11 protein-coding genes are annotated in these 14121 nt (G+C 56.9%); 10 read left to right on the plus strand and 1 reads right to left on the minus strand.

The window, feature by feature from the left end:
• Positions 1–293: 293 nt before the first annotated feature.
• Complete coding sequence (locus tag E8L03_RS03125) at positions 294–1523, plus strand: outer membrane beta-barrel protein (RefSeq protein ID WP_171266544.1); 1230 nt, start codon at positions 294–296, stop codon at positions 1521–1523.
• Positions 1524–1609: 86 nt separating this feature from the next.
• A complete protein-coding gene (locus tag E8L03_RS03130) occupies positions 1610–2116 on the plus strand; it encodes a polysaccharide biosynthesis/export family protein (RefSeq protein WP_167512648.1) in 507 nt (168 codons plus the stop codon).
• Positions 2117–2342: 226 nt separating this feature from the next.
• Here E8L03_RS03130 and E8L03_RS03135 read toward each other — a convergent pair whose 3' ends face one another.
• Complete coding sequence (locus E8L03_RS03135) at positions 2343–4541, minus strand: molybdopterin-containing oxidoreductase family protein (protein WP_171266545.1); 2199 nt, start codon at positions 4539–4541, stop codon at positions 2343–2345.
• A gap of 304 nt (positions 4542–4845) precedes the next feature.
• Here E8L03_RS03135 and E8L03_RS03140 point away from each other — a divergent pair, with 304 nt between their 5' ends.
• The 8 genes from E8L03_RS03140 to hpsG all read left to right on the plus strand — a co-directional run bounded on the left by E8L03_RS03140 (position 4846) and on the right by hpsG (position 14108).
• Entirely contained in the window at positions 4846–5490 is a 645-nt protein-coding gene (locus tag E8L03_RS03140; RefSeq protein WP_171266546.1) for a TetR/AcrR family transcriptional regulator, read from the plus strand.
• A 495-nt stretch (positions 5491–5985) separates the two neighbouring features.
• Complete coding sequence (locus E8L03_RS03145) at positions 5986–6942, plus strand: alpha/beta hydrolase (RefSeq protein ID WP_144307257.1); 957 nt, start codon at positions 5986–5988, stop codon at positions 6940–6942.
• Positions 6943–7111: 169 nt separating this feature from the next.
• Entirely contained in the window at positions 7112–8206 is a 1095-nt protein-coding gene (locus tag E8L03_RS03150; RefSeq protein WP_171266547.1) for a Gfo/Idh/MocA family protein, read from the plus strand.
• Positions 8207–8255: 49 nt separating this feature from the next.
• Positions 8256–9437: an MFS transporter gene (locus tag E8L03_RS03155; RefSeq protein WP_171266548.1), complete on the plus strand. Its 1182-nt coding sequence runs from the start codon at positions 8256–8258 to the stop codon at positions 9435–9437.
• A gap of 18 nt (positions 9438–9455) precedes the next feature.
• Positions 9456–10055 (plus strand): acyltransferase, encoded by a 600-nt coding sequence (locus E8L03_RS21080; RefSeq protein ID WP_171266549.1) that lies wholly within the window; start codon positions 9456–9458, stop codon positions 10053–10055.
• A gap of 53 nt (positions 10056–10108) precedes the next feature.
• Positions 10109–10561: a cyclophilin-like fold protein gene (locus tag E8L03_RS03165; RefSeq protein WP_171266550.1), complete on the plus strand. Its 453-nt coding sequence runs from the start codon at positions 10109–10111 to the stop codon at positions 10559–10561.
• Between the two features lie 19 nt (positions 10562–10580).
• On the plus strand, positions 10581–11117 hold the full coding sequence (locus tag E8L03_RS03170) for a flavodoxin family protein (protein WP_171266551.1): 537 nt from the start codon (positions 10581–10583) through the stop codon (positions 11115–11117).
• A gap of 510 nt (positions 11118–11627) precedes the next feature.
• A complete protein-coding gene (gene hpsG / locus E8L03_RS03175) occupies positions 11628–14108 on the plus strand; it encodes a (2S)-3-sulfopropanediol dehydratase (RefSeq protein WP_144307263.1) in 2481 nt (826 codons plus the stop codon).
• The last annotated feature ends 13 nt before the right edge of the window (positions 14109–14121 follow it).

The raw sequence follows: 14121 nt of genomic DNA on the forward strand, positions 1-14121 counted from the left end.
AAGTAGGTGCGCGACTGCTGTGCCGGCCTGTCTCTCTAGGATTGCTAGACAGAATCCAAAAAAGCTTGGCGAACCAGCCGCCGCGAAGACGAACGACAGCTCCGCAATCCGCAAGTCCGGGAGACAGCCGACTCAGGCGTCTTCTTTGGAGCTGTTGGGGAATGGCGGCATAACCATGCGTAATAAAAGTATTTACTTGGAATGGGCGCTTCCAGCTGAATCAGCCTGACAAGCTCCCGGTAACCGTGATCACACCGGAACCCTTGTGGCACATGGTGTGCATTGCCCCGGCCATGGAACCGCAAGCAAAGGATCGCGACGGCGAGCGACGGCGCGTTGCTGCCACGCTTGGTCGTTGCCGGCCACATCATGCTCAGGCCGATTGGTCAGGGCAGAGGCGAAGGGGCAGCCACGTCGTTCTGGGGGGGTACCTGTTGGCGGTGGCGTGGCTGCTCCTGCTGCTTTGCCCGCCGGACGTCTCCGCAGCGGACTGGAGCATCGCACCGGGCGTTTCGTTCCAGCTCGGCTACGACGACAACCAAGTGTATGAGGGCGACGGCGGTCTTGAGTACGTGATCTCGCCATCATTTACTGCAACACGAAAGGAAGAGCGCAACAGCGTGGCGTGGAGCAGTACCCTGAGACTGTTATTCTACTCGTCAGACGCCAAGTTGAACCGCGTCGATCAGTCGCATGCGCTGAGCTGGCAATACAATCTCGATGAACGAAGCGATCTCTCGGCGTCGGCATCGTTCCAGGCGAGCAATGGTTTCGATGTCTTTGGCACGTATGATGGCGATTACAGAACATCCGGCACACGATACTCGCTGAACATTCCACTCGGATATACGCGATTGATGACCGAGCTGGATGCATTGTCTCTCGGCTATGCATTCGCATCCGTGATGTATGACGGCCAAGGAGACGACTACACGTCCAATAGTGTGACCATCGGATGGACCCATTCGTTTTCCGAAATTTTCAGCGCCACATTGAGCACGGACGGCGAGGTCAGCACCTATGAAGACGGAACGCAGTACAGCGGCTCCGTGAACATCGGCTGCGGCTACAGGATATCGGAGCGGATCAATGCCGATGCCTCCGTTGGCCTCGGCTACCAGCACGGCTGGGATGGCGACGACTATGTCACCGGCGTCGGCAGCATCAGCATCTCGTATGCAACGCAATATGCGACCTGGTCTATCAGCTACTCCAGATCGATTTCTCCATCGTCGAGCGGAACGAATTCCATTCGCGACTACCTGAACGCCGCACTCGTCTGGAAAATAAGCGAGCGGTTCAGTATAACAGGGAGCGCAGACTGGAGTTACAATCAATCCTATGGTGAGAACTCGCGTGACCAGCATACATTTTCTGTCTCACCGGGCATTGAGTATGCCTTGAGCGAGGAGTGGTATCTCACCCTTGGCGCCCAGCACTCCTATGTTCAGCAAATGGATGGATCATACGACTTCAGAAACAAGGTGGTTCTGGGTATTTCATGGCGTGGGTTCTATAAATGAGCGGCGTGAAAGAACGTTGCGTATGGGGAGGGGGAAACATGCGTATCATATCAACAGTTGTTATATCTCTTTTTGCTGTTCTTTTCATGACCGCTGCTGTGCAGGCTGCGGATGGCGAGTACATACTCGGACCCGGCGATGTCGTCGAGGTCATGGTCTGGAAGGAAGAGAACCTGACGCGCGACGTGCTCATACGGCCGGACGGCATGTTCTCGTTCCCGCTCATCGGCGAGGTCCAGGCCGTGGGACGAACCATAGCCGAAGTGCAGGCCGAGATGCAGGAACGCATGGAGGAGTATGTGCTGGAAGCGCGCATCGCCGTCATGCTCAAGGAGATGAACAGCCGCTCCATCTTCATCGTGGGCAAGGTGGTCAAGCCGGGCGGCTTTCCCATGTACAGGAATATTCGGGTAATGGAGGCCATAGCCCTGGCCGGCGGGCTGACGCCGTACGCTGACGACGACATTCTGGTGGTGCGCGAATCGCAGAGCGGGCAAACGGTAATGCCTTTTGACTACAGCGACGTTGCTTCCGGGAAGAATCTTGAACAGAACATCGTATTGTCTCCCGGCGATACCATCATAGTGCGATAGGCGAAACGGAAGAGCATTGTAGATCCCTCCTTGATCCCATCGGTGCGCCGTGCTGCCGGGGGGATCGACAGGAAGCCACGAGTTGTTCGGCGACCCACAGCAAAAAACCGTGAGCCAGCTGCGGTAGCCGGCTCACGGTTTAATATTCAAAGCGCCGCGATTGAGCTGCCTCTCATCACGTGGGCGGTGAGACCCCAAGGCAGCAATCGCTTTGCGCGGTCTGAGCTTACGAGGCCATTTCCGCTTCACGCTCCTTTTCAACGCGGCACAACAATGCGGAATGGGGCCAGCTGCCTATTTCCGGGCTGCAAAACTCCGGATCATCCGGACACAGCATGTTGGTGTTCGACTCGAAGGCGCCGAAGAGATCCGGAAGGCTCGGATCGCGCTCCGGGAACCACCATGAGTGTTGCAGATCAACCATTTTGGGGTGCATGGCGTCCGTAATCTTGACGCGCTGGCGTATCGAACCCTTCGGAGTCGAGATCACGGCCCAGTCCCCTTCAGACAGTCCCAGCTCTGCAGCCGTGTCGGGATGGATCGAGACCAGGGGGTCCGGGACTTTCTTCCGGGCCTTTTCAATCTGCCGCTGCTCGGATTGATACATCGGCATGAAGCGGCTTCCCGTGATGAGGATCAGCGGGTACTCCTCGGCCAGATCGGGGCTGCTTACCGGGCTCCATTTCGGCTCGTGGTATTCGGGAAGCGGGGCCGCTCCCAGCTCTTCAAAGATCGAGGACTTGAGCTCGACCTTACCGGAAGGGGTGCCAAACCCGAATTTCTCGTAGCGGCGATACTCCCTTTTGCCCAGGACGCCGTACTGGTCCACCAGCTGCTGGAACGTCAGCCCGACTGGCTCCAGGCAATGGTCGTAGACTTCTTCCACGGTTTTCCAGGGCCAGTGTTCTTCCTGGCCAAGCCGTACGCCCAGTCCCCGGTAGAAATCATAGCTGTTGCGGCGCTCGTAAAGCGGCTCGATTCCCTGCGGGCAGGACATGCAGAATCCGGGAGTCAGCCAGAGCTCCGGTTGCTCCACAGTGGTGGAAGCAGGGAAGACGTAGTCGGCCAGGGCTGCGGACGGGGTCATGTAGTACTCCATGACCACATAGAGCTCCAGAGCCTGCAGCGCTTCAAACACGTGCTGCGTGTTGGGCAGGGCAAGCAGCGGGTTGTTCGCCAACGTGATTGCAGCCTTCACCGGATACGGCTTGCCGGTGATGATGGCGTTCATCACCTCTCTGGCGTGCGCCAGGTTGGAGTGCCATGCCTCGGGTGCGGCCGCGTAGCCCTTGGGCAGCTTTTTGTTGGCGGCCGAGTTCCTTTCCCAACCCGGGAACCCGAAGAATGGATACTCCTGGCTGCCGAGCTGCTTGGCTCTCTGGCTTGCAGGGATAAGGTGGTTCAGCTCAAGATACTCGGCATCATGGATTTTTCCGATCTCGCCAGCAAGGGTGAAGACATCACCGCCAGGGATCTCCAGGTTGCCGGTAATGGCCCGGAGAATCGCCCGGCCTCTGGCGCACTGCGTGGAGTTGACGCCCTGCTTGTCCAGCCCCAGTCCGAAAGGAATCACGGCAGGGCTGATCATGGCATACGTATTGGCGGCTTCTATAATGAGATCCGCAGGCACCGATGTGATCTCGGAAACCTTCTCCGGAGTATAAGGTTCCACAGCGGCCTTGAGCTCTTCAAAGCCAACGGTCCAGTTGGCGACAAACTCGTGATCGTACAGGTCGCTCGCAATGATGTGGCGAATCCAGCCCAGCATCAGGGCAAGGTCCGTGCCCGGGCGAATCTGCAGCCATAAATCCGCCGTCTCCGCCTCTTTTGTCCTTCGGGGGTCGATGACGATCAGCTTGGCGCCGTTCTTTCGCGCATGGAGAATTTTGGGATAGGAGCCGATGGGACTTGATTTGGAGGCGTTGTTGCCCCACAGAACGATGCACTGCGCGCCCAACAACTCGCTCCCCATGACCATGCCGCCATATGTGGCATACTCCGTGGCGTAGCTGGGACACATGCAAATGGTGTTGACACCGCATGTATTGGGAGAGCCGAAGAGGTTGAAAAAGCGGCGGCAGTCCCAATGATACGTCCGTTTTGTGCCGTGCGTGAAGGTAAGGGTCTCCGCACCGTACTTGTCTTTCAGGTTAGCGAGCTTTGCGGCTACTTCGTCCAATGCCTGTTCCCAGGTCACTCGCTGCCACTTGCCTTCGCCCTTCTTGCCGACCCTCTTGAGAGGGTAGTTCAGGCGTTGCGGATGATATATGTGATCCAGCATCAATCTGCCACGCTCGCAGAGAGCTCCCTGCGTGATAGGATGATCTGGATCGCCGGTAATTTTAACAACTTTGCCATCTTCAATGTGCAACAACGTGCCACATCGGGGATGACAGAGACCACAATAGCTTCTGCGTATTTCCATTGTGTACGACTCCCGCTTTTACAGTTCATGAACTGACCGAAGTCGATACATTCGCCCCGGTCCGCAATTCGTTCATGGCTGCCACAACCGGCGCCGGCGCATGAGGAATTGCGCGTAGTTTTCCCGAAGTTGGTACGGGCGACAATCGCCCTAAACCGCGCCTTTAGGTTGACCTTGGGAGAAAATCGACTAAGAGTCAATATTAAAATCGACTAAGAGTCGAAAAAAATGTTAATGGTCATCCATGGTATTACAGAGAGCAATGCGCCGGTTGAGCTGGAAGCGTCGATAAAAAGGAAATAAAATGAAACAATCTAATAGCATGCCAGAACAAAAAGAACGCAAGAGAAAACACCGGATCGGGGCCCCGCCTGGACCACGGAAGGCGAATCTGAGACGCGCAGCCTTGATTGACGCTGCCGGCAAGCTCTTCGTGGAAAAGGGCTACGACGCCACAACGATGGACGAGATCGCCGCAGCTGCCGGTTTCGCCAAGGGCACGCTGTACCATTACTTCGCGAACAAGGCTGACCTGCTCCTGATATTGCGGGAAGGTTTCGACAAAGAGATCGTGAACCGCATCCAGTCGCACGTTGAAAGCTGCCAGCCCGATGATTGGCGTGGACGCATCCGAGCTTGGATCGACGCGGCGGTGGATGCCTACTTCGACATGAGCGAGCTCCATGACGTCGTGATCTACGGCGCGGGCATGCCGTTTCGCCATGCCATGGCGGATTCCGAAATCACCCGATACCTTGCACGGCTGATCGGTGAGGGCGCCAGGGCCGGTGCCTGGCGCGTTGATGACGAACGCTGGACCGCGGTGATGATGTTTTACAGCTTCCGTGGCGGTTGCGACGAGGCCATGGTAGGGACCCAGCGCGCCGAGGACCTGCCGGGAAAGCTCAACGATGTGTTTTTGCGCATGCTGGGTGTCTGCGAGCAATAAAAGAGCGCTGCCACCACTGGATGGGGCAGAGGGGCGGATGCCGTGGATTATGCTGTCGTTCGTGGCGCAGAGCCGCTGCGATGCATGCACGGGGAACGACACACATCCGCCGGGTACAGACAGAATCCACGAGGCTACAGGCAACAGCCCTGCAGAGAGCACGTTTGGGCGCATCAGCGACTCCCAAGCGTGCTTTTTTATAGGCAAAGAGCCCTCAAAAACGCTTGGTCCGAGAGGATTGTGCAAGAATTTGATAAAATCGTGTCTACCTTTGTCCCGCCGAGATGGCTATTGACAATAGTACGAATGCTGCCCCTTCCGGCTCGTCCTGAGCAGGGGCAATTGCCGGGGATTGGTAATTTCCGGATACGCGGAAAAACTCACAGAAGATTTTCGGGCCGGCGGCCCCAAGGAGCAAACATGAAGCTACTTCTTGCACTTTTGACATTCGGCTTTGTTTTTATTTTGGCTGATACAACTTTTGCGGAGGACAATATGACCTGGGACAAGACCTTCAAGTTAAGCGACAAGGTGAAGCACGAAAAAGTCTCCTACCCCAACAGGTACGGAATTACCCTGTCCGCAGACATGTACATGCCCAAGGATATGGACACGTCTAAAAAGTATCCGGCTCTCGTCGTGGGCACGCCCTATGGCGGCGTCAAGGAGCAGGGCGCGGGCATCTATGCGCAGACAATGGCGGAGCGCGGATTCGTGGCCATTGCATTCGATGAATCGTTCAACGGCGAGAGCGGCGGCGAGCCGAGGCATATCTCGTCCCCCGAGATCTTCTCCGAGGACTTCAGCGCAGGCGTTGACTTCCTGGGAACCCGCCCGTTTGTGGATAGGAACAGGATTGGCGCCATCGGCATCTGCGGCAGTGGCGGATTCGCCCTGAAAGCCGCACAGGTCGATCATCGTATCAAGGCCGTTGCCACGGCGAGCATGTACGATATGAGCCGTGTGATCCGTAATGGATGGGAAGATTCGATGTCCGCCGAGGAGCGCAACAAGATGCTCGACGAGCTTGGCGAGCAGCGCTGGAAAGACTTTGAAAACGGCAGCCCGATGCTGCCCGAGGGCTTCCCGAGTGAGCCGACCACGTCCATCCCCGAGGGCCTGGACCCCATCAGCAGCGAGTTCTGGGAGTACTACGCCATGGAGCGCGGCCACCATCCCAGGTCGCACGGTCCGTTCACGGCCACAAGCAACATGGCGTTCATGAACTTTCCGCTGATGAACTACGTCGACACCATCTCGCCCAGGCCGATTCTGTTCATCATGGGTGAGAAGGCGCACTCGCGGTACTTCACTGAAGACGCGTACGAAATGGCCGCAGAGCCCAAGGAGCTCTTCATTGTCCCCGGCGCAAGGCACATCGACCTCTATGACCGGGTGGACATGATCCCCTTCGACAAGCTGGAAGACTTCTTCACCAAGTCGCTGTCGTAATCTGCATGAATCGAAGGCTTTCGCCGTCGCGGCGATGAGCTTGAAGAGAATTGACAGGCCCCCTGGCTTCCGCTGGCTGGGGGGCCGTTGCCCTTTGAACATGCCCGGCATCCGTTCCTGTTCTTGATACAGGTATAGAGCGCGGCACTATATAAAGGGAGCTGCTGTGATGAACAAAAAACGTATTTCCGTAGGCGTTATCGGTTTGAATCCTGATAGCCACTGGGCCTCGATGGCGCATATGCCGGCACTGAAATCGCTGCCGGATGATTTTGAAGTTGTCGGCGTTGCAAACTCAACTCCAGAAAGTGCACAACAAACGGCCAAGGCATTCAACCTGCCGCATGCATTTGCCACACCGCACGATCTTGTGTCCTCGGATGCGATTGACCTTGTCGTGGTGACGGTCAAGGTGCCGTATCACTACGAATTGGTGACTGCTGCACTGAATGCCGGAAAGAACGTGCATTGCGAATGGCCATTGGGAAATGGTCTGGCAGAAGCGCTGAAGTTGACCAAGCTGGCAAAAGAAAAGGGCGTTGTCGCGACCGTAGGAAACCAGATGCGCGTTGCCCCGGAAGTGCAGCACCTGCGCCGACTCATTGCAGACGGGTACGTTGGCGAGGTGCTGTCAACGTCCCTGATCGGCGACGGAGGAAACTGGGGCGCGGAAACGATTGCCGATCTCGCCTACCTCTTCGACAAATCCAACGGCGCGACCATGCTGACCATTCCGTTCGGCCATACCATGGCCGGTCTGAAAGAGGTCCTTGGAGATTTTGCGGAGGTTTCCGGCCGCATGCTGAAACGGCGCGATATGGTGCACATCACCGACACAGGAGAGACGGTTCCGACCACGGCGGAGGACCAGATCATGGTGCATGGCGTGCTGCAAAGCGGAGCAGCCTTCTCTGCCCATTATCGTGGTGGACTGTCGCGTGGAACGAACTTCCTCTGGGAGATCAATGGCACGGAAGGCGATATCCAGGTGACTGGTGATATTGGACATGGGCAAATGACGCAGTTGTCCATCTTGGGTGCACGTGGCGAAGATACAGAGATGAAGCCTCTCACGCCGCCCGCCGAAATGTACAACGGTCTGCCGGAGAGCGTCATTCCCCGTAACGTTGCTTGCGTGTACGCCAGGATTGCCAACGATATTCGCAACGGCACGAGAGAGGCCCCGAGTTTTGAAGATGCACTCAAGCTGCATGAGCTGCTCGATGCGATTGAGCAATCATCAAAACGCAGCAGCAAGGAATAACGTACGTTGAAGCAAAGGATCTGGAACGTTGCAACAGTCTCACGAGAATATGGGGTTTATCGCAGCCACCATATCGTTATTAATGGCGTTTGCGGTTTCGGCTACGCCGATTCCGCTCTATGATATATACCGCCGCGCCGACGGGCTCACGTATAGTGACCTTTCCCTTACGGCGGTCGTCTACTTCGTGGGCGCGATCACGGCGCTGCTCATATTCGGTCGCATTTCAGACCACCTGGGCCGAAAGCCGGTAACCTTTCTGGTGTTTGGGCTTGAAGCCGTCGCTTGCATACTTTTGCTGGATGTCGATAGTGCGCTGCCTCTGGTCATAGGCCGTCTGCTTCTGGGCTTGGCGTGTGGTCTGGCATCCAGTGCAATCGCATCGTATGTCGTCGATAGCGCGCCTTCATCACCGCACTGGCTCCCAGCTGTCGTTGTAGCGAACTCCCCGATGACTGGTCTGACTTTAGGCGCCATCGCATCGGGTGCGCTTGTAGAGTATGGGCCGTATCCAAGAGTGCTCTGTTACTTGGTTGTTCTGGCCGGAATTGTAGTTTCCGCCCTGTTGGTTACATTGAGCAAGGGAACCGTCACACGGACGCCCGGGCTCCTTGCTTCTCTTCGGCCCAAATTTTCTCTGCCCCAGGCTGACCGGCGGCTCTATCCGGTGGCCGCCTGTACGTTTGTGGCGACATGGGCATTGGGCGGGTTCTTTCAGGCGTATGGCCCCTCCATCGCGGCGGATCAGCTTGGGACACAAGATACGTTGACAGCCGCTCTTGTGTTTTCGTCGTATTTGCTTCCTTGCGTGATCGGAGGTCCTCTTGCAGGGCGCTTTTCTCCGGCGACAGCACAGCGACTGGGGATGGTGGTCTTTACGTTGGCTGTCGGTGGCGTTCTTGTGGCATTGAAGATGTCTGCAGTAGGCGTCTTCCTGCTGACAAGCGCCATAGCAGGAGCAGCCCAGGGCACGGTCGTAACCGGCAGTATCCGCTCTTTGCTGGCAGATGTTTCTCCGCAGAAACGCGCCGGCGTACTGTCGTTGATTTACGCAACGTCATATACGGGCGCGGCAGTTCCGAGCTTTATAGCAGGGCAGCTGTCCCATTTTATGGGTCTCTTCCAGATTGCTGTCTGTTACGGCTTCCTGGCCATACTCGCCTGTATCATTATTCTCCTGTTCGCACGCAATCCCCAGGTGAGCAATATTCAAGCGATTACCTGCGCATAGAAAGTAAGAGGACACACAATGAATCTCGATGACTTGTTGGAATACTTCAATAACGGCCAGGCTGTGCAGGGCGGTACGGAAATTCATAGTCTCCTGGTGCATTTCAGTAACGAAGCCATGCGGATAACAGCCGAGCTGAACAACTCGTATCACACGCCGGAGCAAGTTCGGGCGCTTATGTCTGAGCTTACAGGCAAGCAGGTGGATGAAACATTCACTTTGTTTCCCTCGTTTTACACAGACTTCGGGAAGAACCTGAGCATAGGCAACAACGTCTTCATCAATTCGTGCTGCAATTTTCAGGATCAGGGTGGGATTACCATCAAGGATGGGGCTCTCATCGGGCACAAGGTGGTGCTTGCGACCATAAACCATGGCTTCACCAGGGAAAAACGGCATTGGAACTATCCGGCTCCCATTGTTGTCGGCCAGAACGTCTGGATTGGTTCAAATGCCACAGTACTTCCGGGGGTTACCATTGGTGATAACGCCATTGTTGCTGCCGGAGCGGTCGTCACCAAAGATGTTGCGCCGGACGAGATTGTTGGCGGGGTGCCAGCGAAGTTTATCAAGACTGTCAGCGAAGCGGACAAGGAGAGCAATCGCTCCGAGCCATAAGCGGAACGATCTGTTTTGAACGTTTCAGTTGATATAAACCATAGGAATTCACGATGCTTATATTGACAGTAATCTGTTGTATTCTTGTAGCCTCCCTTGCGTTCGCCGCAACATGCCATGCCGTGTCAGAGGGGAGCGGTGCTGATGAAACCAACATAAAGCTGATCGTCGACGAAACCGAGATTTCCGCTGTCCTGAACAACAGCCGATCGTCCAGGGCGCTTGTCGACAGGCTGCCGCTTTCGCTGCGGCTCCAGAAGTACGACCACGACTACTGCGGTATGATGGCCGAGCCCTTGCCGTATGACAAAAACGACCTGCGCAATGGCTGGTCCAACGGCGACATCTCCTTCGAAGCAGGCGGGAATTACTTCGCCATCCTGTACAAGGATGAAGAAATTTCGCAGCAGTTCGGCAACCTCGTGACCCTCGGAAGGATCGCAGCGCCGCTTTCAGTCATGGATACGCTGGACCAGCAAATAACCGTTCGGATCGAACTGGATTAGAAAAACTCCGAGGAACGACATGAGCAAGAAAATATTGATTATATCGGCAAGCCCCAGAAAGGGCGGCAACTCCGATCTGCTGTGCGACGAGTTCATGCGTGGCGCGCAGGAAGCCGGCCACGACGTGGATAAGATTCGTCTGTCGGAGAAGGAGATCAACTACTGCACGGGATGCTGCTCCTGCGTCGGCGGGAGAGGCACCTGCGTCCAGCAGGACGATATGCCGGAGATCCATGAAAAAATACTCGACGCCGATGTCCTGGTCCTGGCCACTCCGGTGTACTTCCGCTCCATGAACGGTCAGCTCAAGACATTTATCGACAGGATCTGCCCCATTTACTCCATGATCCGCGGCAAGGACGTGTACTTCATCGTGTCCGCCGCGGGTGGCAAGCTCCCGGTGGACAGCACCGTGCAGAGCCTGCGGGTCTTTACCAACTGCCTGAGCGGCATCACGGAGAAGGGCACCATCGCCGTGACTGGCATCTGGGACGCGGGTAGGGTCAAAGGAACCCGAACCATGGAAGAGGCATACATGGCCGGGAAAAACGCCTGACGTTGTTCAAAACAGGTTTGGGAATCGAAAAGGGTTTCGGCATACGATGCTGGAACCCTTTCTTTATTTAAACCGGTGATCGCCACCAGCGCACCAGTACATTCCAGCATTGCATCCAGATAAGGATGGGCGCGGCAACGGCTGCGTGCGGAGTCGTCTTGGCCGCGGATTCAGTCGCTCATTGACGTCCCTGCTGCCAGGCATCGCGGTCAGTAGCGGGGAGGTTGCCGTTGCCTCGTCTGAATCAGTACTTGTGCATTTGTGCACAAACTATTTTTGTGCAGATTTGCACAAATATTCAGATTTCGTTTTATTCTAATGCAATACATACATTACTGTGCAGATCTGCACAAAACTACCGGCGGAGGAGGAAAAGGTCTTGATCCATATTTCACAAAAAGACTCGCTATTTTAGCCTGTTAATAGGCTGGCATGGTTGATGCTTACTCAGGGGCATTGTTGCAACTCAGAACTCAACGTCATTATTCAATAAATTCTAGGAGTAGAATTATGATAGCTGCTGCAGAGTGTTGCCTGTCCCCCCAAGAAGAGCGCATCGCCACCCAAAAGGTCGATCGCCAGGGACGCGAGCGTGTGTACCAGATTCTGGAGACGAACCAGTTCACCGTGCCTGTCGTGGATATCGAGCGGGCACTGTACTTCACGCAGTCAATGAAGGAGACCGAAGGCGAGCTGCTGACCCTCCGCTGGGCCAAGGCGCTGAAGAACGTCGCCGAGAAGATCACCGTCTACATCACGCCGAATCAGCTCCTCGCCGGCCGCGCCGGGCAGCTCGGCCGCTACGGCATCCTCTACCCGGAGATCGACGGCGATTTCTACATCGAGGTCATGAAGGACCTGCCGAACCGCGCCAAGAGCCCATTCAGGATTTCGCCCGAAAACATGAAGACCCTGGTGGAAGAGATCGCCCCGTACTGGGAAGGCAAGACCTACCACGAGCATCTCAACAACGTGCTCCCGGAAGAGCTGCGCACCGTGACCTACGACGACGAGCGCGGCCTCAAGTCCAAGTTCGTGGTCAGCGAAACCTCGTCCTACCGTTCCGCCCTGCAGTGGGTGCCGGATTACGAAAAGGCCATCACGCGCGGCTTCATCGACCTGCAGAACGAGGCCAAAGCCAAGCTCGCCGCTCTGGAGAAGGAGAACGACTCCGTCAGCATCTGGGACAAGAAGCCTTTCCTGGAAGCCATGATCATCGTTTGCGACGCGATCATGATCTGGGCCCGGCGCCATGCTGATCTGGCCAGGGAGCTGGCCGCCAGCGAGACCGATCCCACCCGCAAGATGGAGCTCGAACGCATCGCCGAGACCTGCGAGCGCGTGCCCGCCTATCCGGCCCGCAACTTCCGCGAAGCCATGCAGTGCCAGTGGTTCGTGCAGATGTTCTCCCGCTTGGAGCAGAAGGCCAGCGCCATCATCTCCAACGGCCGCATGGACCAGTACCTCTATCCCTTCTACGCCAAGGATATCGAGGACGGCACGCTGACCCGCGATGAAGCCCGCGAGCTGCTGGAGTGCATGTGGGTGGACATGGCCCAGTTCATCGACCTCTACATCAACCCCACCGGCAACGAGTTCCAGGAAGGCTACGCCCACTGGGAGGCCGTGACCATCGGCGGCCAGACCCCGGACGGCGAGGACGCCACCAACGATCTGACCTACTTGTTCCTGGAGTCCAAGCGCGACTTCCCGCTCAACTACCCGGACCTGGCCACGCGCATCCACAGCCGTTCGCCGGAGCGCTATCTGTACGAGGTGGCCCTGACCGTCAAGGACGGCTCGGGCTTCCCCAAGCTCATCAACGATGAGGAAGTCGTGCCGCTGTACGCCATCAAGGGCGCGCCCATGGACGAGGCTCTGGACTACGCCGTGTCCGGCTGCACCGAGGCGCGCATGCCCAACCGCGACACCTACACCTCGGGCTGCGTCTACATCAACTTCGCCTCGGCTCTGGAAATGCTCATGCGCAACGGTCGGATGCGCTGCTACAACGATGAGCTCATCGGCGTCGAGACCGGCGACTTCACCAAGTTCGAGACCTGGGAGGAGTTCTACGAGGCGTACAAGACGCAGCATCTGAACCTGCTGCAAAAGGCATTTCAGCAGCAGTATGTGGTGGATTGCCTGCGGCCGCAGCACTTTGCCGCGCCGCTTTCCTCGCTCCTGCACAGCCTGTGCATGGAGAACCTCCAGGACCTGCACGAGCCCAAGATCGAGGGCGGCGTGGACTACTCCTACTTCGAGTTCCTGGGCTACGGCACGATCGTGGACTCGCTGGCCGCCATCAAGAAGCTCGTTTTCGAGGACAAGAAGCTGACCCTGAAGCAGGTGCTGGACGCTGTGGACGCAGACTTCGTGGGCCATGAGCCCGTGCGCGAGATGCTGCGCAATGCGCCGTGCTACGGCAACAACGACCCCTACGCCGACTCCATCGCCAAGGACATCGACCGCTTCACCCAGGTGGCAGCCAAGAAGAGCTCCGAGGAGCGCGGCGTACACGTCGACGTGCGCTACGTGCCCATCACGTCCCACGTGCCCTTCGGCAAGGTGGTTTCGGCCACGCCCAATGGTCGCAAGGCCTGGACCGCGCTGTCCGACGGCTCTTCCGCCTCCCACGGCGCGGACAAAAACGGTCCCACGGCAGTGCTTCTGTCCAACTACCACACGAAAAACTACGGCATGATCAACCGCGCCTCGCGCCTGCTCAACATCAAGCTGTCGCCCAAGTGCGTGGCAGGCGAGGAGGGCACGCAGAAGATCATCGACCTCATCCGGACCTGGTGCGACCTCAAGCTGTGGCACCTGCAGTTCAACATCGTCAACAAGCAGACGTTGCTTGCCGCCCAGGAAGACCCGGATAGCTATCGTAGTCTGCTCGTGCGCATCGCCGGGTACAGTGCCTACTTCTGTGACCTGTCCCGCGATTTGCAAAATGACATCATCGAGCGGACCGAACACGCCGATATGTAACACACATCGGCAC

It is taken from the genome of Oceanidesulfovibrio marinus (assembly GCF_013085545.1).
Lineage (GTDB): Bacteria > Desulfobacterota > Desulfovibrionia > Desulfovibrionales > Desulfovibrionaceae > Oceanidesulfovibrio > Oceanidesulfovibrio marinus.